Source organism: Flocculibacter collagenilyticus (assembly GCF_016469335.1).
Classification (GTDB): Bacteria; Pseudomonadota; Gammaproteobacteria; order Enterobacterales; family Alteromonadaceae; genus Flocculibacter; species Flocculibacter collagenilyticus.
This window is the reverse complement of sequence record NZ_CP059888.1, coordinates 1,096,428-1,120,082: the sequence shown is the minus strand read 5'-3', so window position 1 is coordinate 1,120,082 and position 23,655 is coordinate 1,096,428. Positions and strand designations below refer to the sequence as shown.

At 40.1% G+C, this 23,655-nt stretch carries 20 protein-coding genes; 6 read left to right on the top strand and 14 right to left on the bottom strand.

What is annotated here, in order from left to right:
• Positions 1 to 13: 13 nt before the first annotated feature.
• The 3 genes from rraB to HUU81_RS04935 form a co-directional block, all read right to left on the bottom strand.
• Positions 14 to 364 carry a ribonuclease E inhibitor RraB gene (gene rraB, locus HUU81_RS04945; RefSeq protein ID WP_199611156.1) on the bottom strand — a complete coding sequence of 117 codons (351 nt, stop codon included), beginning with the start codon at positions 362 to 364 and terminating at the stop codon, positions 14 to 16.
• Between the two features lie 121 nt (positions 365 to 485).
• Positions 486 to 1,208, bottom strand: a complete 723-nt coding sequence (locus HUU81_RS04940; protein WP_199611155.1) for a 1-acylglycerol-3-phosphate O-acyltransferase — start codon at positions 1,206 to 1,208, stop codon at positions 486 to 488.
• 104 nt (positions 1,209 to 1,312) lie between these two features.
• Positions 1,313 to 1,852 (bottom strand): hypothetical protein, encoded by a 540-nt coding sequence (locus tag HUU81_RS04935; protein ID WP_199611154.1) that lies wholly within the window; start codon positions 1,850 to 1,852, stop codon positions 1,313 to 1,315.
• 344 nt (positions 1,853 to 2,196) lie between these two features.
• On the opposite strand from HUU81_RS04935, the gene HUU81_RS04930 reads away from it, so the two are divergent.
• The 5 genes from HUU81_RS04930 to HUU81_RS04910 all read left to right on the top strand — a co-directional run bounded on the left by HUU81_RS04930 (position 2,197) and on the right by HUU81_RS04910 (position 9,253).
• The gene (locus HUU81_RS04930) at positions 2,197 to 3,933 is read left to right on the top strand and encodes a DUF4856 domain-containing protein (protein WP_199611153.1); all 1,737 of its coding nucleotides are present in this window, start codon (positions 2,197 to 2,199) and stop codon (positions 3,931 to 3,933) included.
• A 96-nt stretch (positions 3,934 to 4,029) separates the two neighbouring features.
• Positions 4,030 to 5,277 carry an imelysin family protein gene (locus HUU81_RS04925; RefSeq protein ID WP_199611152.1) on the top strand — a complete coding sequence of 416 codons (1,248 nt, stop codon included), beginning with the start codon at positions 4,030 to 4,032 and terminating at the stop codon, positions 5,275 to 5,277.
• The gene (locus HUU81_RS04920) at positions 5,277 to 7,592 is read left to right on the top strand and encodes a TonB-dependent receptor family protein (protein WP_199611151.1); all 2,316 of its coding nucleotides are present in this window, start codon (positions 5,277 to 5,279) and stop codon (positions 7,590 to 7,592) included. The genes HUU81_RS04925 and HUU81_RS04920 overlap by 1 nt, the downstream gene beginning before the upstream one ends.
• A 43-nt stretch (positions 7,593 to 7,635) precedes the next feature.
• Positions 7,636 to 8,676, top strand: coding sequence for a sterol desaturase family protein (locus tag HUU81_RS04915; protein ID WP_199611150.1), 1,041 nt, complete (start codon positions 7,636 to 7,638; stop codon positions 8,674 to 8,676).
• Positions 8,677 to 8,797: 121 nt separating this feature from the next.
• Positions 8,798 to 9,253 carry an MgtC/SapB family protein gene (locus HUU81_RS04910; protein ID WP_199611149.1) on the top strand — a complete coding sequence of 152 codons (456 nt, stop codon included), beginning with the start codon at positions 8,798 to 8,800 and terminating at the stop codon, positions 9,251 to 9,253.
• Between the two features lie 4 nt (positions 9,254 to 9,257).
• On the opposite strand, the gene HUU81_RS04905 is transcribed toward HUU81_RS04910, so the two are convergent.
• Positions 9,258 to 10,136, bottom strand: coding sequence for a hypothetical protein (locus HUU81_RS04905; protein WP_199611148.1), 879 nt, complete (start codon positions 10,134 to 10,136; stop codon positions 9,258 to 9,260).
• Positions 10,137 to 10,430: 294 nt separating this feature from the next.
• Here HUU81_RS04905 and HUU81_RS04900 point away from each other — a divergent pair, with 294 nt between their 5' ends.
• A complete protein-coding gene (locus HUU81_RS04900; RefSeq protein ID WP_199611147.1) occupies positions 10,431 to 13,298 on the top strand; it encodes a TonB-dependent receptor plug domain-containing protein in 2,868 nt (955 codons plus the stop codon).
• Positions 13,299 to 13,402: 104 nt separating this feature from the next.
• Here the strand turns inward: HUU81_RS04900 and HUU81_RS04895 are convergent, their stop codons facing one another.
• The 10 genes from HUU81_RS04895 to iscR form a co-directional block, all read right to left on the bottom strand.
• Positions 13,403 to 15,397, bottom strand: coding sequence for a tetratricopeptide repeat-containing sulfotransferase family protein (locus HUU81_RS04895; protein ID WP_199611146.1), 1,995 nt, complete (start codon positions 15,395 to 15,397; stop codon positions 13,403 to 13,405).
• Position 15,398: 1 nt separating this feature from the next.
• Complete coding sequence (locus HUU81_RS04890) at positions 15,399 to 16,940, bottom strand: tryptophan halogenase family protein (RefSeq protein ID WP_199611145.1); 1,542 nt, start codon at positions 16,938 to 16,940, stop codon at positions 15,399 to 15,401.
• A gap of 102 nt (positions 16,941 to 17,042) precedes the next feature.
• Positions 17,043 to 17,906, bottom strand: coding sequence for a matrixin family metalloprotease (locus HUU81_RS04885; RefSeq protein WP_199611144.1), 864 nt, complete (start codon positions 17,904 to 17,906; stop codon positions 17,043 to 17,045).
• 164 nt (positions 17,907 to 18,070) lie between these two features.
• Positions 18,071 to 18,409, bottom strand: coding sequence for an ISC system 2Fe-2S type ferredoxin (gene fdx, locus HUU81_RS04880; protein WP_199611143.1), 339 nt, complete (start codon positions 18,407 to 18,409; stop codon positions 18,071 to 18,073).
• 49 nt (positions 18,410 to 18,458) lie between these two features.
• Positions 18,459 to 20,324: a Fe-S protein assembly chaperone HscA gene (gene hscA, locus HUU81_RS04875; RefSeq protein ID WP_199611142.1), complete on the bottom strand. Its 1,866-nt coding sequence runs from the start codon at positions 20,322 to 20,324 to the stop codon at positions 18,459 to 18,461.
• A gap of 55 nt (positions 20,325 to 20,379) precedes the next feature.
• Positions 20,380 to 20,907, bottom strand: a complete 528-nt coding sequence (gene hscB / locus HUU81_RS04870) for a co-chaperone HscB (RefSeq protein ID WP_199611141.1) — start codon at positions 20,905 to 20,907, stop codon at positions 20,380 to 20,382.
• A gap of 118 nt (positions 20,908 to 21,025) precedes the next feature.
• A complete protein-coding gene (gene iscA, locus HUU81_RS04865; RefSeq protein ID WP_199611140.1) occupies positions 21,026 to 21,349 on the bottom strand; it encodes an iron-sulfur cluster assembly protein IscA in 324 nt (107 codons plus the stop codon).
• Positions 21,350 to 21,378: 29 nt separating this feature from the next.
• Entirely contained in the window at positions 21,379 to 21,762 is a 384-nt protein-coding gene (gene iscU, locus HUU81_RS04860) for a Fe-S cluster assembly scaffold IscU (protein WP_199611139.1), read from the bottom strand.
• A gap of 33 nt (positions 21,763 to 21,795) precedes the next feature.
• The gene (locus HUU81_RS04855; protein WP_199611138.1) at positions 21,796 to 23,010 is read right to left on the bottom strand and encodes an IscS subfamily cysteine desulfurase; all 1,215 of its coding nucleotides are present in this window, start codon (positions 23,008 to 23,010) and stop codon (positions 21,796 to 21,798) included.
• A 27-nt stretch (positions 23,011 to 23,037) separates the two neighbouring features.
• A complete protein-coding gene (iscR, locus tag HUU81_RS04850) occupies positions 23,038 to 23,526 on the bottom strand; it encodes a Fe-S cluster assembly transcriptional regulator IscR (RefSeq protein ID WP_199611137.1) in 489 nt (162 codons plus the stop codon).
• Positions 23,527 to 23,655: the final 129 nt, after the last annotated feature.

Genomic DNA, 23,655 nt, shown 5'->3' with positions numbered 1-23,655 from the left:
TTAGTTTTACCAATTACTGTTGGTTTGTACCATCTTCGAAGTATGTGCCCCAGCCGTCATATTCAATATTTGTTTCTTTGGCAAATTGCACCAGTTTATTCACATCTTCAAGCATTAACTCTTCTTCAAGTGGTTGTTCAATAACAATATCAAAGCCTAGCACTCGGCTGCCATCTTCCAATTCAAACTCTTCCGGCTCTCCCACGTCATAACCTTGTTTAAATGCCACTACAGCAGCCTTTTCAAGTATATCAAATCGCTCGGCAGAAAAGTGATGCTCAATCGTGTGTAGCGCATCTGGATCGCTTCCATCTTCTAAAAGTTCATCAATAATTTTTACAGTAAATTCTTGCCAGTCTTGCATGGTTGCGCCTTATTATTTTCAATTCGTGTTATTCAGTATCACTTCAAAAGAAGCTTACATGCACTATTATACGAGCATTTGATTATAAGTGATACGTAGTACAAGTTCCCAAATTAAGGAATTATTCCTTTATGCCCACTTCGGCATCTAATTGCTTAATTTTATCGTGCATTAGTGCATGGGTTTGATTGGTGATTTCTCGTATATTTTCTTTGGCATTGTTCGGCAGTTTTATCGGCTCTAACATTTCAACAATCACTTTGCCGTTATTCCATTTATTTAATGAAATACGTTTGCAGGTTGAGTTCATACATACTGGCACCATAGCAACGTCAGCTTGTACCGCAGTATGGAATGCCCCTGTTTTAAATGGCAATAAACCTTTACCATAACTACGCGTTCCTTCTGGGAACATCCAAATAGATAATTTATTATCTTTTATTTTATTAGCAGCTTGAGAAATGGTGCCTGCTGCACGAGAGCGATTATTTCTATCAATAAGGATGTTGCCGCTTAGCCAATAAATCCAACCAAAAAATGGCACCCATTTTAAACTTTTTTTACCAATACTTACCGTGCGTGGTTGAACCGCCGCAGAGATTGTAAATAAATCATAATTATTTTGATGATTCGCAATATAGACATATTGTTCATCGCTTTTAATTGAAGGGTGTTTACGCACTTCAAGCTCAACGCCAAAAAGTTTATGCATCGAACCATATAGCTTTGCAACATGGTATACATTGTTTCGATGAAATGGCCTTATTATGCAAAATAACATCATCGCAATCGTCGACATTACAAAAAATAAAGCAAGAATAAGTAAACGTATAACGGCTAACACAACAATCCTCCAAAAATTTGAGCGGCGATTATACATCAATTAACTTACACTTGTACGCTGAGAAACAAAATTTCGATATTAACTTGTAATCACTTTAAGCGAAATTATTTAACGTGACTTAAAATATCATCTATAAAGCTTTCATGATCTTGATAGGTGCGACCACCATAATTCTTATGAGAACCATCACTTGTCCAGCCTCCTACAATACCAACAAGCTCGTCATCATATAAATTTAAAGCCATTTCGTAGGTTCGATAATGAAGCTTATCATCATCTAAATATGCCAAGGTATAAAAGCAATTGGCTGGGCTTTTTGGTCTTGGAAAAATAAATAATACCGCTTCAACACCCCATTTTTCTATTGGCCTAATTTGCACAGCCGCTGCATATTCAGGAGAAATAATCTCTGACATCGCGCCCCTTATTTGACCGTCTTTCTGGGTCAAAAGATCATTAAAAAACTCTCCTTCGCTTACAAACAACCAGTCAGGTATCAATTTATGCTGTACATAATATATGTTTTTGCTGTAGTCCGATGTTTCATACGCTGAATCTTTTGCAGCATTACCACGGGTATTTTGGTGCGTGCTAGCACAAGCAGCCACTAAAAAACTGAGTAGTAAAATTAATACGTTTTTCAATTTATTCTCTCAACATTAAAAGACTATTCATTCTCAACGTATTTTAGCCTATCAATAAATCCAACGCATTACTCATTCATCCAGCTTGTGCACTTGCGGAAAATTTGTTGATTAAATTTTTATCGTAAAGTAATGCTAATGAGATTGATTCTCATTGATATGCTGTTATAATCCATCGCAATTGAGAATTATTCGTATTCTAATTTCGGCTTTATATAAAATTAAACGCGCTATATATCATTATTAATGAGTATCTTTTCAATACAATCACATAATAGTGAAGAGCGTTAAAATAAAGTGGTTAGATTAAAACAACACGTTCGTCGTACTAGGAATTTAAAACAATGAAAGCATTTAAAAAGTCATTGATTGCAACAACTGTTATTTTGCTTACTTCTGGTCTTACCGCATGTGGCGGAAGCTCTTCATCAGACACTCCTGCTACAGAAACGCCTACCAATACAGCGCCAACAGCGATCACACTTTCATCTGCTACTGTTTCAGAAAATGCAGCTGGAGCGACGATTGGAACACTAAGTGCAACTGATGCAAACAGCACTGACACATTCACTTATTCTATAAATGACGAACGTTTTGTTATTTCTGGAAACGAACTAAAACTTGCAGAGTCTACTTCACTTAACTTTGAACAAACAAATAGTGTTGATGTAGATGTAACTGTAACAGACAGCGCAAATAATAGTTTAACAAAAACTCTTACCATCACTGTTGAAGACGTATTAGACGTATATGCTTTTACAAGCAATTTCACCAATGAATCTAGCGTAAATTACAGCGGTCAAATTGCTCGTCATGTTTTAATTTCAGAGTTAACTAACTACATTTCTTCTGGCTTGAAAGCCGATTTAGATGCAGGTGAGCTTACTAATAAAGCGGATGTTGTCGCAAAGCTTATGTCACTATATAAAGTGACCAGCGAAGAATATGATTTAGTACTGGGTGAACGTGCTCTTACAATTACAGCCTCTCCTGAAACCAAACAAAAAACCCTGAAAGACATTTCCTCTTCTAAGAAAGACTTAAGCGGTAAAATTGCAGGCAACGACGCAACTGGTCAACATAAAGACTGGAGCACAGACTTTGAAGGTTGGGGAGCAAAAGGCGCTTATACGCCAGAATCACTCGTTGAATTATATTTCGATATGTTAGGCGATCACGCACAAGCATATTTAGATGGTGCTATTCGCCAAGATGCATTAGGTAACGACATTAACAAAATTTACCTAACGGCTAATGGTCAAGATTTAAAGCAACTAGTACAAAAGTTTTTACTAGGCGCGGTTGCATTCTCACAAGGCGCTGACGACTATTTAGATGATGATGTTGCAGGCAAAGGATTGTTGTCTGACAATACTCAACAAGTTGACGGTAAAGCTTACACCGCACTAGAGCATAATTACGACGAAGGTTTTGGTTACTTTGGCGCGGCTCGTGACTATTTAGATTACTCTGATGACGAAATTGCCGCAAAAGATGGCCGTGAAGATTGGCAAGGTCACCACGATACTGATGGTGATGCAATGATCGACCTGAATTCAGAGTACAACTTCGGTAACTCTACTAATGCAGCAAAGCGTGATCGTGGTACGAAAGACAATACTAACGCAACCGACTTCACAGCAAATGCAATGAACGCGTTCTTAAAAGGTCGTGAAATCATTACTAATGCTGGTGCAACAGCACTTACAGATGAACAAATGAGCGAGCTTAAAGCACAGCGCGATATTGCTCTAAGTAACTGGGAAATGTCTATTTCTGCAACGGTTGTTCATTATATCAACGACGTATTAGCAGATTATGATGCATTTGGCAGTGACGATTTCAATTATGAAAATCTTGCTAAACACTGGTCAGAGCTAAAAGGGTTTTCATTGGGCTTACAGTTTAACCCTCACTCTCCCGTTTCTGATGAAAATTATACAACTATGCAGTCACTCATTGGTGATATGCCAGAATTAAATGCTGAAGCAATTGCAACTTACCGCGCAAAATTAATCACTGCGCGTGCTTTATTACAAGATGCATACGGATTTGATTCAGAAAATGTTGAGAACTGGTAACAGCAACTCAATCAATACATAACTTAATAGGGCGATAGATTTTTAATCTATCGCCCTTTGTCGTACATATACACTTGAAGATTTATAGGTAAAAGAATGTTTAATAATCAGATAGTTAAATCGTCTTCTATCGCGTTAATTGCACTTTTTGCAATTTCTGGGTGCGGTGAAAGTACTAGTAGTTCAGAAGGTTCGCAATTTAGAACCAGCAGCAACGATAACACTACCACTTTCGATAAAAAAGCCATGATTACACAGATTGTCGATCAGGTTATTACCCCCACTTTTACTGACTTCAAAGCGTTAACTGAAGCACAAGTAAGTGCAACACTTGCATACTGCGACGCGGCAAAAAGTAACACTGACAACATTGCAGCGCTAAAAGAAGCCGCGCAGCAATCATGGCAAAATGCCATGAATACATGGCAACAAATAGAAGTCATGCAAGTAGGTCCTTTATTAACTGACGGCAGTAAACTACGTAATAAAATTTATTCTTGGCCACTGGTTGGACACTGCGCTGTTGATCAAGATGTTGCTCACTTTGAGAACGGTGAAATAAACGGTGTACCTTACGACATCACACGCCGTACCGACACTCGCCGAGGCTTAGATGCACTTGAATATTTATTATTTAATGAGAGCTTAGCTCATAGCTGTAGCAGTGACGCATTAGCACCGTCAGGTTGGAATGCGCGCCCTGAAGCAGAGCGATTAGCGGCAAGATGTTCGTTTGCGGTTGAAGTTGCTAACGATTTAACACATAGCGCAAACGAACTATTAACTGAATGGACGGCTCAAGATGGGTTCGCTGCTCAACTCACAAGTGCAGGTGAAAATAGTAATACGCTATTCCCAACAGCAAATGACGCTATTAATCATATCAGCGATAGCTTATTTTATATTGATAGTGTTACGAAAGACGCCAAAATGGCCGTACCAATTGGTTTGCAAGACAATAGCTGTAATTTAGCGCCTTGTATTAACGATATAGAGTCAACATTAAGCGCCAATGCGTTATCAAATATTAAAAACAACTTAATTGGTTTTTCTCACTTATTCTTGGGTCATCGACAAAACGCAACTGACGGATTAGGCTTCGATGATTACTTAATTGCGGCAGACGCTGCTAATGCTGCTCAAGAGATGCAAGCCAACATTAATGCTGCAATTGAAGCAATTGATAGTGCTGAGCATTCATTTCAGCATATGATTATTAATGATCAGCAAAAAGCGCAAGACCTTCATCAGCACGTCAAAAATGTTACCGATCAACTGAAAACCGTTTTTATCACCACCTTAGCATTGGACTTACCTGAAACGTCAGCAGGAGATAACGACTAATGAAATCATCATTATCGCGCCACAAGTTGTCATTAATCACGATTGCGCTAAGTGGAATATTTAGTTCGCCGGTGTTAGCAAATGAAGATATACAGCCAAGTGTACCAACCCAACAAGCTGAAGCTAAAAAAGCGAAATTACAGGAAAACCCTACTGGGGTAATTGAACATATTCAAATTATTGGACATGAGAACAAACTTCGTACTGAAGCAGGCTCTGCTACATTAATCGACGAAATGGAACTTGAAACGTTTGAGTATGACGACATCCACCGCGTATTAGCCAATGTGCCTGGCGTGAATATTCGCCAAGAAGACGGCTATGGCTTGCGTCCAAACATCGGATTTCGTGGTGTAACACCTGAACGTAGTAAGAAAATTACCATAATGGAAGATGGCGTATTAATTGGTCCAGCCCCCTACTCTGCTCCTGCGGCTTATTACTTCCCTACGGTTAGCCGCATGACCGCTGTTGAAGTGTTTAAAGGACCGTCAGCCATTAAGCATGGCCCAAATACCGTTGCTGGTGCACTTAACATGAACACTCGCAGTATACCGGCAGATACTAATGGACAATTTGAAGGGCAGTTCGATTTTGCGATTGGCTCTGATGCCTATAACAAAATTCATGCGTATGCAGGCACTAGTAAGAATGACATTGGCTTTCTTGTTGAAGCACTTCACAGTCAAGCTGACGGCTTTAAAACTATCGACGGCGCTAACAACAGCCAATTTAGCGAAGATTCTGGTTTTGATAAAAACGACATCATGACTAAGCTGAGCTACCAATTAGACAATAACGACTTAACCCACTATTTCGAGCTAAAACTCGCCTATGCTGATGAAACCTCTAACGAAACATACTTGGGCTTAACTGATCAAGACTTTGATGCCAACCCGTTTCGTCGGTATGCAGCAACGCAAGTGGGTTTAATGGATTGGGAGCATCAACAATTCCAGTTAACGCATAATGTGTCGTCGTCAACGTTTGCCGTGACTACCCGCCTTTATCGAAATGAGTTTGAGCGCGCATGGCGTAAAGTAAATGGTTTTTCTGCTACTACGCAATCTACCGCTCGTACATTGCAAGATATTTTAGCGGATCCTACTAACGGCATTAATCAAACCTACTATGAAATACTAACTGGCCAAAAAGACAGTGAAAGTAGAGCTGAACAGTTTATCGTTGGCACTAATGACCGCGAATACTATTCACAAGGCATACAGTCAGATGCCAGCTATCGTTTAGCACATAACAGCGTTGAGCAAGTGTTTGAAGCCGGTATACGTTTTCACGAAGATCGTATTACCCGTAATCACTTTGAAGAAAACTATGCGATGCAATCTGGTGCCATGACATTAGCATCTGATGCAGCCACATTTACATCACAAAATTATGAGCACAGCGAAGCCATTTCAGTCTATTTACAAGATACAATCAAATGGCAAGCACTTGAAGTTACCGCAGGTGTACGTGGCGAATTTGTTGATAGTCGTTATCAAAATTTGAAATCAGGCCAAGAACAAGACTGGTTAGAAAAAACGACTCGGGTATGGCTACCAAGCGTATCAGCATTTTATCAGCTGTCAGATAGCGCTGGATTATTTGCAGGCATACATGAAGGCTATGTGCCAACCAGCCCAAAACAGTCTCCTGAAGTGTTACCAGAAAAAAGTACTAATTATGAGCTGGGTGGTCGTTACAATAATGGCACGATGAAAGCTGAGTTAGTTGGCTTTTTCAACGACTTTGAGAATTTAAAAGAAAGCTGTTCATTTTCAACCTCTGCTAGCTGCGCGAATTCAGCTCGGTTAGATCAAGAATATAATGGCGGAGAAGTCGATGTTTACGGTCTTGAAGCATCATTTTCAAACACTGTAAACCTAACTAGCAGCTACGATTTACCTTGGTCTGTGACCTATACTCATACTCAGTCTGAATTTAAAGAGCCGCTAGATTCAACGTTTGAATTATGGGGTAACATCACACCGGGTGACGAGGTACCTTACTTACCAGACCATCAAGTAACACTGATGTTTGGTCTTGCCGCTAATAACTGGCAAGCAAATATGTTAGTGAAATATGTTGGTGAAATGCATGAAGCGGCAGGTGACGATGTATCATTAAGCGGCATCACTACTAACGCTTACACGGTAGTGGATTTATCGGCAAGTTACGACTTTGGTGAATACGGTTCTATTTATGCAAAAGTCGATAACTTATTCGATAACGTTGAAATAGTTAGTCGCCGCCCTTACGGTGCACGTCCTAGCAAACCTCAACAACTTTACCTTGGTTATAAATACCGTTTCTAAATGAGTGTTTATCTAGCTACACAAAAAGTACTGTTTAATAAGTATGTTTGAGCAACTACTTACCATCTTAAACAGTAACTTGTATGCGCTGGTTGGCTACCTTAGTGATGCCAACCAACGCATTTATTATGGCTATTTGCTATCAACACTTGTGCTAACAATCCCCGTATACTTTTTTTACCATCATGTTGATAGCTCCAAGAATCACACCAGTAAAAAAACTGCCGCTGGCTTCATAGGTTTTCTTTTTCCTAAACGGATATGGCTGGCAAAGAGCGCAAAGCATGATTATGGATTATGGATAATCAATCGGTTTATCCGAGCATTGATATTTGCCCCAATTATTGTGGCTATGGTTCCTATCGCCATTGGCTTTTCTGATTGGTTATCGAGTTGGTTTGGCGATATCTCCCCTCTGACAAAAGATCGCAGCACCATTATATTTTTTTTTACTTTACTGCTCTTTATTATTGACGACTTAACCCGCTTTATATTGCATTTCTTGCTGCATAAAGTACCGATCCTATGGGACTTTCACAAAGTGCATCATAGCGCAACGGTACTGACCCCTTTTACCATATATCGTAGCCACCCTATCGAGAGCTATTTTTATGCATGTCGCATGGCAATTGCGCAAGGGATCGCCGTTGGCATCGCATATTATTTATTTGGCCCACGCATAAGTATGATGGATATTGCTGGGGCAAACATTTTTGTATTCTTGTTTAACCTGATGGGCGCAAATTTACGCCACTCACATGTTTGGCTAAGTTGGGGCAATAAACTAGAAAACTTATTCATTAGCCCTGCACAACACCAAATTCATCATAGCGATAACCCGCTACATTTCGATAAGAATTTAGGTTCAGCACTTGCCATTTGGGACAAGCTTTTCGGCACCCTTGTGAAAGCCTCAACTATCAATTATAAGGCTGGCGAACGACTACAATTTGGCGTTGGAGGGGGCGATAAAGGGCATCCGAGGCTGATTGATTTATATCTTCTTCCATTTAAACAAAACTTCGAGCGGATAAGAAATCGTTTACCTACACAGCTTACCAGAACGAAGATGAAACACGAATAAAGTTGCATCCGATCTCCCCTAGTTCTAGACTGACAAGTGATCATCAACAGGTTGCTTGATGCTTCAACGTTAGAAAATACACCCTAAAAATTTATAATAAAAACAATAACTGGTTAGCTTTATGAAACATGAATTCGATATAGATATTGATGTTGCACTCATTTGGTTCCACTTTTATCAGTTGGGAATCGCATTCTTACTTTCTATACCCATTGCTATCAATCGTGAGAACAAATCTGAGGGTGCAGGGTTACGCACTTTCCCTTTAGTTGCCATTTCATGTTGTGCGTTTATGCTGGTCGCTATGGATGTTTACAGCACCAGTGAAGATGCCGAAGCCAGAGTCATGTACGGTATCATCACAGGAATTGGCTTTATTGGTGGTGGCGCTATTATCAAACAATCTAAAAACGTACGCGGCACCGCAACAGCAGCAGGCATTTGGCTTACTGGCGCAATTGGCGTATCAGTGGCTTACGCACGTTATGAGATAGCAATTGTCCTGTCGCTGATTGGTTTTCTACTCTTTCAGTTTGCAGATCCAGTCAAAAGTAAATATAAAGCAGATAACCCTTAGGGCTTTATAGTAGCGATTGCAATAACGGGTTCGCACTATTATCCACCCTTTCAAAAACCATTTTACTTGCTCGTTTATATTGTCCTCGTAAATGAGACTTTAAATGCGGTAATACATGCTTCTTATCTATTTTTTTCAATTTTGCGAACAGTGCCAACGCATACATTACTTCCGGTTCTGACAATGCCGCTTGACGATTGGCATAAGGGTTATAACAAGACCCACACCCGCCCCTAAAATGATAGGCAGTATTTCCTAACATCACACCATAGCCTAAAAAACAAGATACCAAATCAGCAGCTTGCGGGATCAGCGCTTCGCCACCTGGTGGCAATGCCTGCCCTTGCTTGATGAGAATAAGCGCTAACGCTTGACTGAATGAAGCAATTAAGTCTTGAGGCTGATTAATTTGCTGCGGGTTATACGACACTAAAATGGGAGGAATAGTTTGTTGTTGAGCAGAGACTGAGTAATCTGCGGAAGACCAAGTTGCGGCTTGGCTGTAACCGTGCGAGTAATCAGTTAACGGTTGTGAACTTGACGGCGCACTGGTAAGCAAATACGGGGCAGCCTCCTCTCCTCTCACTCTGCCTTTAAAACCAAATAACGGAAATGACTGCGCAATCATTTGCTGCGGCGCCACTAGCTTTATTGGCCACTTACTCATCCCGCTAAACTGCATTACCTGAGAAAACACATGCTGCGCCATTTCCTCAATACTATTCACTGACTTTGGGAAAAATGCAGGTGTAGGGAGAACAAGCTGCGCCTCTTCAACAAAAAACTCGCTGTCAAACATTTCAAGCGCCCAACAAAACGTTTCCAACAACCATGTTTCCTGTTCATCCGTAATCAATGGTTTAGTTTTAAATAAAGACAGCATGATTCAGCAAGTATTCCTATATCAAGTTAGTTATCTTAAATAGTAAATTTATCTTACCTAACGTCAGAATTCACTACCTTTGTATAACATCATCCATATGAATGAATTTATTCACGCTTTTTTACATATTCGTTATTGAAGGTTAATTTTATACATGGTTAACTTGAGCGTTATAATTTTTCTAGTGATTCCATCTATTTAAAAAGACTCTTAGAAATCAAAACGTGTCGTAAAATTGCTAGAATACTCGCTTTCTCAATAAGTAAATTACAATAAAGTAAAAAAGGAAGTCACATGCCAAAAAACTCATTAGGCAAACTTAAAACCAACTTGGTTTGGAGTGCTGTCGTTTCTACGTTGTCATTAACGTCTGCCTCTGCACTTGCTCAAGAAAATACAAACAATAACGAAGAAACAGTCGAAAAAATTGAGGTCACTGGTTCGCGTATTTTACGTGAAGGAGCAATCGCACCTTCACCAGTAACAGTAATTAGTGGCGAAGACCTGCTAAAAACTGGTGCTATTAGTATCGGTGAAGCGCTTAACGACCTACCTGCACTTGCTAACACTTTTTCTTTAGCGAATGCTGGTAACTCCATTGGTACTGCAGGCCTTAACTTATTAGATCTACGTGGTATGGGTACAGACCGTACATTAGTACTTGTTGATGGCAAACGCCATGTATCAAGTAGTCCTGGCACTGGCTCAGTTGACACCAATACCATTCCTACTGCATGGGTAGAACGTGTTGAAATCATTACTGGTGGTGCTTCTGCGGTATATGGTGCAGATGCTGTAACTGGTGTTGTTAACTTTGTTTTGAAAAAGGACATCGAAGGCTTAACCTTTAATGCTACTAAAAGTTATGCTGAAGAAGGCCCTTATGACAATGACAAAGTAACAATATCATTCGGTCAAAACTTTGATAATGACCGTGGTAATTTTGGTTTATCTGTGTCTCATTATCGTCAAGACGGCATGAATGCAGCAGATCGAGAGCAAACACGCACTCCAACTGCAAGTGGTCTTTCGAATCCAGCTGATGGCGATACTGATGGCATCCATGATGGCATTCCAGACAGACTATGGCTAAAAGATGCAGCTTGGTATGATGATTCAACAGCTGGTAACTTTTACACTTATGACGCAAATGGAGCGCACTGGTATATTTTCAATCCAGATGGCAGTGTTCGCCAGCAACAACTAGGTACTACATACAATTGGGGCCGATGCTCTGGTGAATGTGACATGCTCGACTTAAATAAATACACCGAGCTACAGCCTACTTTTAAAACGTTAAACATCAATGCAAAAGCAAATTACGATATCACTGACGAAATTAACCTTTATGGTGAAGCTAAGTTTGTAAGAACTAAAGCTGACTCAATTGGCCAACCGTCATTCTTCGAATACGGCAGCGGCTTTACAATTCAGCGTGATAACGCATTTATCCATGAGTCTTTAGCTACGTTAATGGATAATGAAGGATTAGATAGCATTAATCTTCACCGCTTTATGGAAGATGTTGGTCGTCGTGCAGAAGTAAATGTCCGCGAAACTAAGCGTTTTGTAGTGGGCGTTGATGGTTCTATCGGCGACGATTGGAATTTTGACATCTATGGTGTGCATGGCGAAACAACACGTGAGCAAACTAACCGTGCCAACGTAATTACCGAGCGACTACGTCAATCTGTTGATGCTGTGGTACTTGATGATGGCTCAATAGGCTGTAGAAGTGAAGCTGCGCGTGCAGATGGTTGTATTCCTACTACATTGTTTGGAGCAAATAACGTAGACCAATTAGCCGCAGATTGGTTCAGCACTACTTCTATCAGTAACAGTAAAGTTCAACAAACTGTCTTTGCCGCTAACTTCAATAATAGTGCACTATTTGACGTACCAGCAGGCCCTGTAGGCTTTGCAACAGGTGTTGAATACCGTAAAGAAAAAAGTGATGACATTCCAGATCCTTTCGCTGCAACTGGTGCAACCTTCTTCACAGCCCTTCAGGAAGAGCATGGTGAATTTGATGTAAAAGAAGCATTTGCAGAAATGTCTGTTCCTGTTATTTCTGATGTTTTCTTGATTCAAGATTTAACATTTGACGCAGCACTTCGTTTTGCAGACTATAGCACCATTGGTAGTGCGACTAGCTGGAAAGTTGGTGCTGACTGGGCAGTAAATGATCAATTAAGATTCAGAGCAACCGCTTCAGAAGCAATTCGTGCACCAAATATCAGTGAATTATTTGGTCCATTGCAACAAAGCTTTGGTCAGGTAAATGATCCTTGTCAGGAAGGCCGTCCGCAAGATCCTGTTACTATTGCTAACTGTGCTGCGCTAGGTATTCCTACTGACTTCCAAGCACTAGCAACCGTTGCATCTATTGAACTTGAAGTAGGTGGTAACCCAGACCTTAAAGAAGAAGAGTCAACCAGTTTCACATTTGGTTTAGTTTATCAGCCTGAATTCATTGAAAACTTCGTAGTAACAGTAGATTACTGGAGCATTGAAATTGAAGACGCTATTGACCAAGTTGATGAACAAGATATCTTAGATAAATGTGTTCAATCTGTTGGCGGTATTGATAACCAATTCTGTGCATTAGTTACTCGCGATGCGGATCATGAAATTCGTCTAGTACGTACCATTACGCAAAACGTTGCAAAACAAAAGGCGCAAGGTATCGACTTTGAAGTAGGTTATGATTTTGATACGTTAGGCGGTGCTTGGTCAACGCAGTTTATTGCTACTTACTTAAAAACACGTAAAGAGTTTCCTTTCCAAATTGAACCTACTCAATTTATTGAAAATGCAGGAACAACTGGTGAAGCGGAATGGCAGGCAAACTTATTAGTGGGCTATACACGCGATAAGTGGTCAGCTAACTGGAGAACTCGTTACCTAGAGGACGTAAGTCGTTTTACTCCTCAAGAGTTAGAGCTTAACCCAGATCGAAGCAATATTATGGGTTACCCAAGCTATGTTATTTCAGACATTCGCGCCGGATACTCATTTGAAAACGGTGTAACAATTGAGTTTGGTATTGATAACGTATTCGATAAAGATTTGCCTAACTTTACTACTGGTACGGGTGTGGGTACTGCAAGTTATGACAACATCGGTCGTTTATATTACACAAGCCTTACTTATAAGATGTAATAGCTAATAATTAGCTTCTATAAAAAAGCCCAGAGCATGCTCTGGGTTTTTTATTGCTTTAATTTGCTTCGATTTTTATCTAAGACAATACCGATAAACTGGTGTTATATAAATTCAGCATGGATCTCTAGGATATCTTCTCTGAAAGCTTGCTTAAGTGGCTCTAATTGCACTTCATAGTTCTTCCACATATCCATTCCTTTACGGTTTAATGGCTGCCTTACTTGATCACTACTTGCAGTGCGAACAGCACGGTCGTTTGAATAAAAGCGTAAACAGCCTGTTTCAAACTCTAAATTGCAGAAAGCTAATAGTTCTGTTATTTGTTCTTCTGGGTTTTCAATTAACTTTTCATACTGACAGTAGAATATCTCTTCTGGTAAGACTGCATGCCAATGTTCCATAAGCAGTAAATACTGCTGATAATAGAATGCGATATGTGAAAGATCATAACTAAAGTCATGACCGTGACCAAAATACTGCTTAAATATCCCAAAACCGCAGGATAAAGGCTGCCTTCTCACATCTATGATTATTGCTTCTGGTAATATTTTCTTTATTAAGCCAACGTGTTGAAAGTTAGGTGGCAATTTATCAATAAAGTAAGGCTTGTCAGTGCGATAAATTTCGCTTTCTGCTAGGTACATATCACCAAACTGGGATAACTCTTCTGGCGTAAAGCGCTCAAGACTGCCACTAGCATTTTGATTTTTTTGGACACTTAATAAAAATACTTTTCTCGCAATGGCCGGTAGTATTTTCAACTCCATTGTACCCTCAACCAAAGAGTGGCTTGCAAGGATTTGTTCAACCAACGTTGAGCCAGAACGCGGTAGTCCTATAATAAAAATAGGGGTGGCAGCGCCTTCTTTTTTTGGCGCGCACACACTTAACGACTGCTCTGAAAATGTGTCGATTAACGATAAGCATTTTTGCTGATATTTATCTGGATTAAAACTAGCCCCAGGCTTATTTAAATTTGCTGATTGGTACGTAGAAAATGCACGATCGTATTGCTCATTATCTTCATAGTGCTTTGCTAAAGCAAAAGCTGCTTGGCAGGCTTGCTCTGGGGATAAGTCAGGATCAAGCGCCATATTTTCAAGTTCAGACACCTCATCATCGGAAAACGTTACTTTTGAAATATTTGCCAGTGCCCAAAATGCAGATCCTTTGGTAGAGGGGTTTGCTAAACATATTTGATAGTAATGAATGGCCTTGGCTGTATCGCCCAATGCTTTGTATACATGTGCTTGCTGAAGGCTTATCTGATGATCTTCGCCTAGTATGCCTATCGCTTGTTGGTAAGCTTCTAACGCTTTATGGTATTGCCCTACATTAACTAAATGATCGGCATGCAATAGCCAGTAATTAGCTTCTAAGGGTTTTTGAGCCACAAGGACTTCAGACTCACTCAATGCCTTACTATAAAAGCGTGTTTGCGCATGTAATTGTGACAGTAAGTTTCTTAGTTGGTCGTCATAAGGGCAATATCCAAGTCCTATTTCAAGATACTTAATTGCTTGCTCTAACGCTCCATTTTTAACGGCAAGTAAAGCAAGAATAAATAATGCTCGCGGATGACGATTATGTTTAGCCAAGATAGCTTCACAAATACGAACCGCTTCGTTTGTGTTTCCGGATGATAAAGCATCACTAGCTTGGTTTACCGCACCTGCAAAAGCGTCATACTGCAATGCGTTGGCTTGGTATGATACCAATTCAACATATCGCTTTTTAGTAAATTGAATAACCGCCAAAAAGTGCCAAGCTTGGCTATGCTGCTCATCAATTTCGAGCACTTGTTTAAAGTTTTTTTCAGCAAGCTCTACTTGGTTATTTTCAAAATACATTCCGGCCAAATTAGCCCATGCACTGGCTGAGCTTGGCTGCAACTCTGTCACCTTGCTAAATGCTGCAATAGCTTGGTCAAATTGCTTCATACCCAAATAGCAATAAGCCAGTCCTTCATATACTTCACTAGCTTGTGGTTTGTGTTGCACTAACTCTTTAAACAGTTGTTCTGCTTGTTTGTGTTCGTGTCCTGAAAGCAGCTGTAAAGCCTTAGCGTACTTTTCACTTAATGTAGAACTATTCAAATCAATTGACTCCTTCCACGCTTTCTTTGTTATGAAACCGTTGTAAATATTCTAAATGATCATAAAATTTCATCGCCGAACTGTGGCTTTTCTCAGCAGCTATATCTTGATGCTTAAGTGCTTCAGCACTTGGGCTTAACTGGTTGGATTCATTAAAAAAACTTTTGCCTGCTAGTAAGCAGTACCAAGATGTCTTGAGATAGGCTAGTTTCGCCATGTTTCGCTCTAAAGCCATGTCGAAGTTACCCGCTGCTTTCCAGCTATCTAATAGGTCTACCAACACAGGGGATAACATTGTATTTTCTCTGCAGTCTTTCCAGTACTGAGTGTCATTACGTGAATTTATTTTATAATGAGCTTGAAGGTAATCGCGCGTGCCATCAATAATATTGTTGATTTCATTATTAAAGGCTTGCTGATATTCGTCGGTGAAACTCCCTTGGGTAAACTTTTCGATAAAGCTTTCAATGCTGCGTTGCACTAAATACAACATTGGCGCTTCTAACGGTTCTAAGAAGCCCTGTGATAATCCTATTGCTACACAGTTTTTCTTCCAATGATTTTCTATTCGGCCAGGCTGCCAATGAAGATGTAGCGCCTTCTGCCCTATTGCTTTATCTCCTAGCAACTCTCTAAGTTCAAGTTCAGCAGCCTCTTTACTACTGTGAGCAGAGCTATACACATACCCATTCCCCATGCGATTTATCAGTGGAATATGCCAAACCCAACCATGCTTTAACGCCTTAGAAACTGTTTCGCATGCCATGCCACTTAAGCCATCATGAAGTGTTGGAATTGCCACCGCACTGTCGTTAAATAAGTAGTCTTTATACGAAGTAAGCTTCTCTCCTAACGCATCCTGAATTAGCAAACCTTTAAATCCAGAGCAGTCTACGAAAAAGCCTGCCCTAATTGGACCATGCTTTTCTGTATTTAATAACGCAATATCGCCTACTTTATTGGCAATCACTTGCGTAATTGTGTCATCAATATGCTTAACACCTAAGCTAATAGCATGCTTGCTTAGGAACTGCCCTAATAACTCTGCATCGAAATGATAACCATAACTCAATGAATGTTCAGTATCGTGATTGAGTGCTTTGGGTGCTTTTTTAGCATTTGCCAGTGCGGAAGTGACAAAAAAACTATCAGGATTTGTAGGTGCGTTTTCACCATTACGTTTAGTGTTGGCGTTATAAAAAAAGCGTTGCGCTAATTCGCCGTCAATATCAGAGTAAAATGGATGAAAATAGCTTGTATTGTTAGCTACCGTAGACCAATCTGGAAAACGTATACCGCACTTATAGGTTGCATTGCATGCAGGCATCCAAACATGTTCAGGAATATTTAATGTTTGAAAAAAGTCTTTAAGAAAGGGAGTGCTTCCTTCCCCGACTCCTAAAGTACCCATTTTTTTCGACTCAATAAGGGTTATTTTAACACCTAACTCTCGCCATTTATGCGCCATCAAATTAGCGCTCATCCACCCAGCGGTGCCACCACCAACAATTACAATGTGTTTGGGGATTGTTGTTCTTATCATAAGTTACCCAAGCAAATACTTCTATTGATGCTTAAGGTAACATATCACTTAGGTGGCAGGCTATTTTCAGTAACCAACTGACGATAAATATTAGTTACTAAGTTAATTATTACTTTCCCAATTTGGTGGAAGATCATCCCCATCATTAGGCTTTAAAAAAGTACTAAATAAGATATCAACTTTATTAGTGTCACTATGCATAAAATAGTCATCATTGTTCAAATCGAGTATTTCTGGCTGCCATGGCTCAGAACCTGCGTACATCAAATCTTTGTTACTATCGGTGGTATGAGCGACGCCTAAAGCATGCACCACTTCATGTATTAAAACGTGTTCAACATAACCATTCGAGTCAACACTACTGGACAGTTGATTATTGGAACAATTGTAGGCAGGGTTTTCAGTGGCGTTGTGAAGGTATAAGGCAATAATATGCCCGCCAGTAGTTGATGCATCGCCACAAGTATTCTGATGTGAACCTTCAAAATATACCGCATACAGCTTATTCGGGTTGTACCAATTTGTTTCTTTTATTTTTGCTTCTAGTACATCTCTCATGTGTTGTTCACCATCGCGTAACTCTGTATTTGTTACACTTAGTGCCCAATACGTTACATCAAGATCACCGTTCTCCTGTAAATCTAATTTCAGCTGTTTGCCGTTTGAAATTGCCTTAAACCAGTTATCAGCAGCTAACACTGATGTTTGCAACTCATACGTTTTGTCTCTTTCTAAATCTTCATTTCCTTTGGGTACAGCATAAACTACATGAATTGTATGCTGATCTTGGCTTACATCTGGTTGATCATCGATAGTTCGAGTATATGTAGAGTCACTCGGTTGCGTTTCAACTGGTGGATTTATCGCCGGAGGCACAATAGGTGTATCACCTTCACTTCCATTTGAACCACCACCGCACGCACTTAATAACAATAGTGTGGTAATTATTGCTGCAAACCTTTTCAAAACTATACTCCCACTTAATCTGAACATTGTATTGCACTCCTAAGATTTATTACTTTATTGCAACCCTAATCGTTGTACTTAGCTAGAATGCATCTACAAGTTTCATTTAAAAATAAAAAAGGCAATGAACCAACTCATTGCCTTTAGGATACATAACTTGCTGCTTAATGATTTTCAGACACCTGATTAACGGTGTACTTTGGGATCTCTACGACTAAATCTTCGTCTTTAATAATTGCCTGACATCCCAAGCGCGATTCAGGCTCTAATCCCCATGCTTTATCTAGCATGTCGTCTTCTAGCTCGTCGCTTTCATCCAGCGAGTCGAACCCTTCACGCACAACAATGTGACAAGTTGTACATGCACACGACTTTTCGCACGCATGCTCAATGCCTATGCCGTTTTTTAATGCAACATCCAGAACCGTTTCGCCTTGTTCAGCTTCCAATGCGGCACCGTCTGGACAAAGCTCTTCATGAGGTAAAAATATAATTTGTGGCATAACGTTTAATCCTACTTAACTCTTATTCTTTACTATAAATTTAGGGAAACTAAATATCATCTACACTGTGGCCGGTTAAGGCAGCTTTAATTGAATTATCCATTCTACGTGCTGCAAATGCTTGACTTAATTTATCTACTTGCTCAATTTGTTTTTCGATTGCTGCCTTATCTTCACTTTGACGGAGTTGAGCAAGCTCTACAATTGCGGCTTGAATAACCTTAAACTCATCTTCAGTTAATAACTGCTTACCGTCTTTTAGTAACGCAGAATGTAATGCTTCAATCACTCTATCTGCTTCTACTTGTTGTTCACGAAGCATACGCGCTGAAATATCTTCTTTGGCATTTGCCATTGACGCTTTTAACATTGTTGCAATTTGTTCGTCATTTAAACCGTAAGATGGCTTAACTTGAACCGAGGCCTCAACACCTGATGACTTTTCCATTGCTTTAACACTTAATAAGCCGTCAGCATCTACTTGGAAAGTCACACGGATGTGAGCAGCACCCGCTGCCATTGGCGGGATATCATTTAATACAAACCGAGCGAGTGAGCGGCAATCTTGAACTAGTTCACGCTCTCCTTGCAACACATGAATAGCCATTGCAGTTTGGCCATCTTTAAATGTGGTAAACTCTTGTGCTTTAGCTACTGGAATTGTGGTGTTGCGCGGAATGACTTTTTCAACCAGCCCCCCCATGGTTTCTAACCCTAATGACAACGGCGTCACATCTAATAACAACATGTCACTATCAGGCTTGTTACCTACTAGAATGTCAGCTTGTGTTGCAGCACCTAACGCAACAACTTTGTCAGGATCGATTGACGTTAATGGTTGTTTATCAAAAAATGCCGCTACTTGACTTTGCACAAGTGGAACTCGTGTTGAACCACCCACCATAACTATTTCCATCACTTCATCAACTTCAATTTCAGCATCTTTCAACGCACGACGACAGGCTTTTAGCGTTTTTTTAACCAATGGCATCGCCATCGCTTCAAACTGTTCCCGTGTTAATTCACCTTGCCATTGTAGTGCTTCTGACTCGAGAGTAATTGAAACAGTGCCGTTATCTGATAACTGCTCTTTTACAGTACGCGCCGTATCTAATAAATAACGAAGCTCTGTTGCTTTTAATTGCGCAATATTTGCCTGTTGTTGTAACCAGCTTGCAATTAAATGATCAAAATCATCACCGCCAAGTGCTGAATCACCGCCAGTAGCTAGCACTTCAAATACGCCTTTATTCAGACGTAAAATAGAAATATCGAATGTACCACCGCCAAGATCGTAAACCGCAATAACACCTTCTTGTGCATTATCTAAACCGTATGCAATCGCAGCAGCGGTAGGTTCATTTAACAAGCGTAACACGTTTAAATTAGCTAATTTTGCAGCGTCTTTGGTGTCTTGACGTTGTGCATCATCAAAATATGCAGGAACAGTAATCACCACACCGTCTAGCCCATTTTCAGCAGCCAAACTCAGTTCAGCGCGCTGCGCTAAGGTTTTTAAAATATCTGCTGATACTTGAACAGGGTTAACTTCACCCGCAACTGTATTAATTGAAACGCTATGTTCATTCGCAACAAAGTCGTAAGGTAACTGTCCGTAAGTTGCTTTAATATCATTCAGTGAACGGCCCATAAAGCGCTTTGCCGAAACAATCGTATTTTTAGGATCTTTAGCCGCTATCTGTTTCGCTTCATGCCCTACTACCACATCAGTTTCTGTATAATGAACTACTGATGGCAGCATGTCCTGCCCATTTTCGTCTTTAATCGTATCTGCTTGACCACTGCGAACTGTCGCGACTAGCGAGTTAGTTGTACCGAGATCGATTCCTACTGCAAGCTTACGCTGATGCGGTGCTGCGGTTTGTCCTGGTTCTGCAATTTGTAATAATGCCATAATTGTCTAAATCAGCTCTGTTGTTCAGTATTATTAAATCTATAGGAAACACGCACTAATCATCTAGCAACTTATCTTCTAAGCGCGTTAGTTCGTCCCGTAGTTTATACATAAATTTAAGTTTTCTTACCCAGTTCGCAGCGTCTGCAAGTTTTAGCTCACACGTTGCTGTTAGCAATGGTTTAAGCTCGTCGGTATAGTGACGAATAGTGGTTTTTATTTCATTGTCAAAATCAAAAATGGCATCTTCAGGATCGTCACTATGAGGAATATCTTCGAGGTGCTCACGCAGTTCCATTTGCTCCATCAAAAACTCAGGATCTTGAATGGTTTGTTGTTCGCCACGAATGTCTACCCCTTTTTCTGCAAGCATATACTCTGCTCGCTTTAAGGGGTGCTTAAGTGTTTGAAATGCATCATTGATTTCTGCTGTTTTTTGTACAGCGTATAAACGGTCGCGTTCTGGGGCGTTGGCAAATTTATCTGGGTGTACCGCACGTTGTAAATCGCGATATTTTGAAGAAAGTTCGGCTACATCAATATTGTAGTCAAAAGGAAGGTTAAATAGGTCGAAGTAATTCAATGTAGGCCTCAAATTGAATTCGCAGGCACCTAATTAGGTTAGCCTGCGAGAATAGTTAAGAAAGCTGATTTTGAACAAATAGTGCTATCATAAAAATTAAAACAGCAATACATAATAACTACACGGTGAAGCTTTCACCACAACCACACTCACCTGCAATATTTGGGTTATTAAACTGGAAGCCTTCATTAAGCCCTTCTTTAACGAAGTCTAATTCTGTTCCATCAATATAAACCAAGCTTTTTTGATCTACTATTAAAGTAACACCTTGATCAGTAAACGTTTCATCATCTTCATTCAGCGCGTCCACAAACTCTAAGACGTATGCTAAACCAGAACAGCCAGTGGTTTTTATGCCTACACGCAAACCAATGCCTTTTCCACGGTTTTCAATAAAAGACTTTACTCGTTCTGCAGCTGCAGGTGTCATCGAAATCGCCATAACAATCCTTAAACTATTTTAATGCTTGCTTATCCAGCTTGCTTCTTCTTATAGTCTTCTACTGCTGCCTTAATTGCATCTTCAGCTAAAATTGAGCAGTGAATTTTCACTGGCGGTAATGCTAGCTCTTCTGCAATTTCGGTATTACTAATTTCAGTTGCTTGTTCAATGGTTTTGCCTTTAACCCATTCTGTTACCAGTGATGAGGATGCAATCGCACTACCGCAACCGTATGTTTTAAATTTTGCGTCTTCAATTACGCCATCTTCATTAATTTTTAATTGAAGCTTCATCACGTCACCACAAGCCGGTGCACCTACCATACCTGTCGCAACATTCTTATCACTTTTCTCGAAAGAACCTACGTTACGTGGGTTCTCATAGTGATCAATTACTTTTTCGCTATATGCCATCTTTACAATCTCCTAAATTCATTACTTACGCTGTTAGTGCGCAACCCACTCTACGCTTTCTAAATTAACACCATCTTTAAACATTTCCCATAATGGTGACATGTCGCGTAGTTTACCAATCGCTTTGTGAACTAAGTCGATAGTAAATTCGATATCTTCTTTAGTGGTATAACGACCAATGCTAAAACGAATAGAGCTGTGTGCTAATTCGTCATTTAAACCTAATGCACGTAGTACGTATGAAGGCTCTAGGCTTGCTGAAGTACATGCTGAACCAGACGATACAGCTAAATCTTTAAGCGCCATGATTAATGACTCACCTTCAACAAAGTTGAAGCTTACATTTAAAATACCCGGCACATGATGCTCTAAATCGCCGTTAATGTATGTTTCTTCAATATCTTGTAACCCTGCCCACAACTGTTCACGTAACTCACGAATGCGTGCAGATTCTTGTTCCATTTCTTCTTTTGCAATACGGAAAGCTTCACCCATGCCAGTGATTTGGTGAGTAGCTAAGGTACCTGAACGCATGCCACGCTCATGCCCACCACCATGCGTTTGTGCTTCTAAACGAATACGAGGCTTACGACGAACGTAAAGCGCACCAACACCTTTAGGACCATAAATTTTATGAGCAGAAAATGACATTAAATCGACTTTTAACTGCTGTAGATCAATGGCTACTTTACCTGCACTTTGTGCAGCATCTACATGGAAAATAATTTTACGTTCGCGACACATTTCACCGATTGTTGCGATATCTTGCACTACACCAATTTCGTTATTAACGTGCATTACACTAACCAGTACTGTGTCTTCGCGCATGGCAGCTTCTAGCTTTTTAAGATCAAGTAAACCGTTCGCTTCAACTTCCATATAAGTTACTTCAAAGCCTTGTCGCTCTAATTCACGACACGTATCAAGCACTGCTTTATGTTCAGTTTTAACGGTAATAACGTGCTTACCACGTTTATTATAAAAGTTTGCTGCACCTTTGATAGCTAAGTTGTTAGACTCTGTAGCACCAGAGGTAAATACAATTTCTCTTGGATCAGCATTAATTAGATCTGCAATTTGATGACGCGCAATATCAACCGCTTCTTCTGCCTGCCAGCCAAAACGGTGAGAGCGAGATGCAGGATTACCAAAATTGCCATCCATTGTAAGAGCTTGCATCATTTTTTCTGCAACACGGGGATCTACAGGAGTGGTTGCGGCATAATCTAAATAAATCGGTAACTTCATTACTTTCTCCGTCTTTAACTAAACCAGTTATAACTGGCAGTTAACGTTTAACGTATTTGCATCAAACAGTTTATCAATACCATGCTTATCTTGGCGTTGTGAAACTGTTGTAATATCTTTTCTGGTAACCAGTTCTGCTAAACTGATCCCATTTAAAAACTCTTCAATTCTGACGCTTAAGTCAGACCATAATGTATGGGTTAGACAGCGTTCACCATTTTGGCAATCGCCTTTGCCTTGGCATCGAGTGGCGTCGATTGACTCGTCAACAGCGTGAATAACTTGGCCTATTGAAATACCTTGAGCGTCACGACCTAAATGGTAACCACCACCGGGCCCTCTAACACTAGAAACTAAGCCGCTTCTGCGCAGCTTGGCAAATAATTGCTCTAAATAAGACAGTGATATTCCTTGTCTTTCTGATATATCAGCCAAAGGCACTGGGTTCTCTTCAGAATGCAAGGCGACATCAAGCATTGCTGTAACCGCGTACCTACCTTTTGAAGTTAATTTCATTAAATTTAAAACCCATATTGATGAATGCGCGCATTCTACATTTCCGACTAAAATAGTCAAGTAATTACCTGACTAATTTACTCGGGTATTATCGATATGTCAAATTTCAACCAGATGTTAACTTCGTAA

Bases quoted from the DNA above. Each gene is read 5' to 3' on its own strand.
- HUU81_RS04910 (WP_199611149.1), top strand. From the start codon at position 8,798: ATGAAACATGAATTCGATATAGATATTGATGTTGCACTCATTTGGTTC.
- HUU81_RS04930 (WP_199611153.1), top strand. From the start codon at position 2,197: ATGAAAGCATTTAAAAAGTCATTGATTGCAACAACTGTTATTTTGCTT.
- iscR (WP_199611137.1), bottom strand. From the start codon at position 23,526: ATGAAATTAACTTCAAAAGGTAGGTACGCGGTTACAGCAATGCTTGAT.
- HUU81_RS04855 (WP_199611138.1), bottom strand. From the start codon at position 23,010: ATGAAGTTACCGATTTATTTAGATTATGCCGCAACCACTCCTGTAGAT.
- HUU81_RS04920 (WP_199611151.1), top strand. From the start codon at position 5,277: ATGAAATCATCATTATCGCGCCACAAGTTGTCATTAATCACGATTGCG.
- HUU81_RS04905 (WP_199611148.1), bottom strand. From the start codon at position 10,136: ATGCTGTCTTTATTTAAAACTAAACCATTGATTACGGATGAACAGGAA.
- HUU81_RS04900 (WP_199611147.1), top strand. From the start codon at position 10,431: ATGCCAAAAAACTCATTAGGCAAACTTAAAACCAACTTGGTTTGGAGT.
- rraB (WP_199611156.1), bottom strand. From the start codon at position 364: ATGCAAGACTGGCAAGAATTTACTGTAAAAATTATTGATGAACTTTTA.
- iscA (WP_199611140.1), bottom strand. From the start codon at position 21,349: ATGGCGATTTCGATGACACCTGCAGCTGCAGAACGAGTAAAGTCTTTT.
- fdx (WP_199611143.1), bottom strand. From the start codon at position 18,409: ATGCCACAAATTATATTTTTACCTCATGAAGAGCTTTGTCCAGACGGT.
- HUU81_RS04890 (WP_199611145.1), bottom strand. From the start codon at position 16,940: ATGATAAGAACAACAATCCCCAAACACATTGTAATTGTTGGTGGTGGC.
- hscA (WP_199611142.1), bottom strand. From the start codon at position 20,324: ATGGCATTATTACAAATTGCAGAACCAGGACAAACCGCAGCACCGCAT.
- HUU81_RS04915 (WP_199611150.1), top strand. From the start codon at position 7,636: ATGTTTGAGCAACTACTTACCATCTTAAACAGTAACTTGTATGCGCTG.
- iscU (WP_199611139.1), bottom strand. From the start codon at position 21,762: ATGGCATATAGCGAAAAAGTAATTGATCACTATGAGAACCCACGTAAC.
- HUU81_RS04925 (WP_199611152.1), top strand. From the start codon at position 4,030: ATGTTTAATAATCAGATAGTTAAATCGTCTTCTATCGCGTTAATTGCA.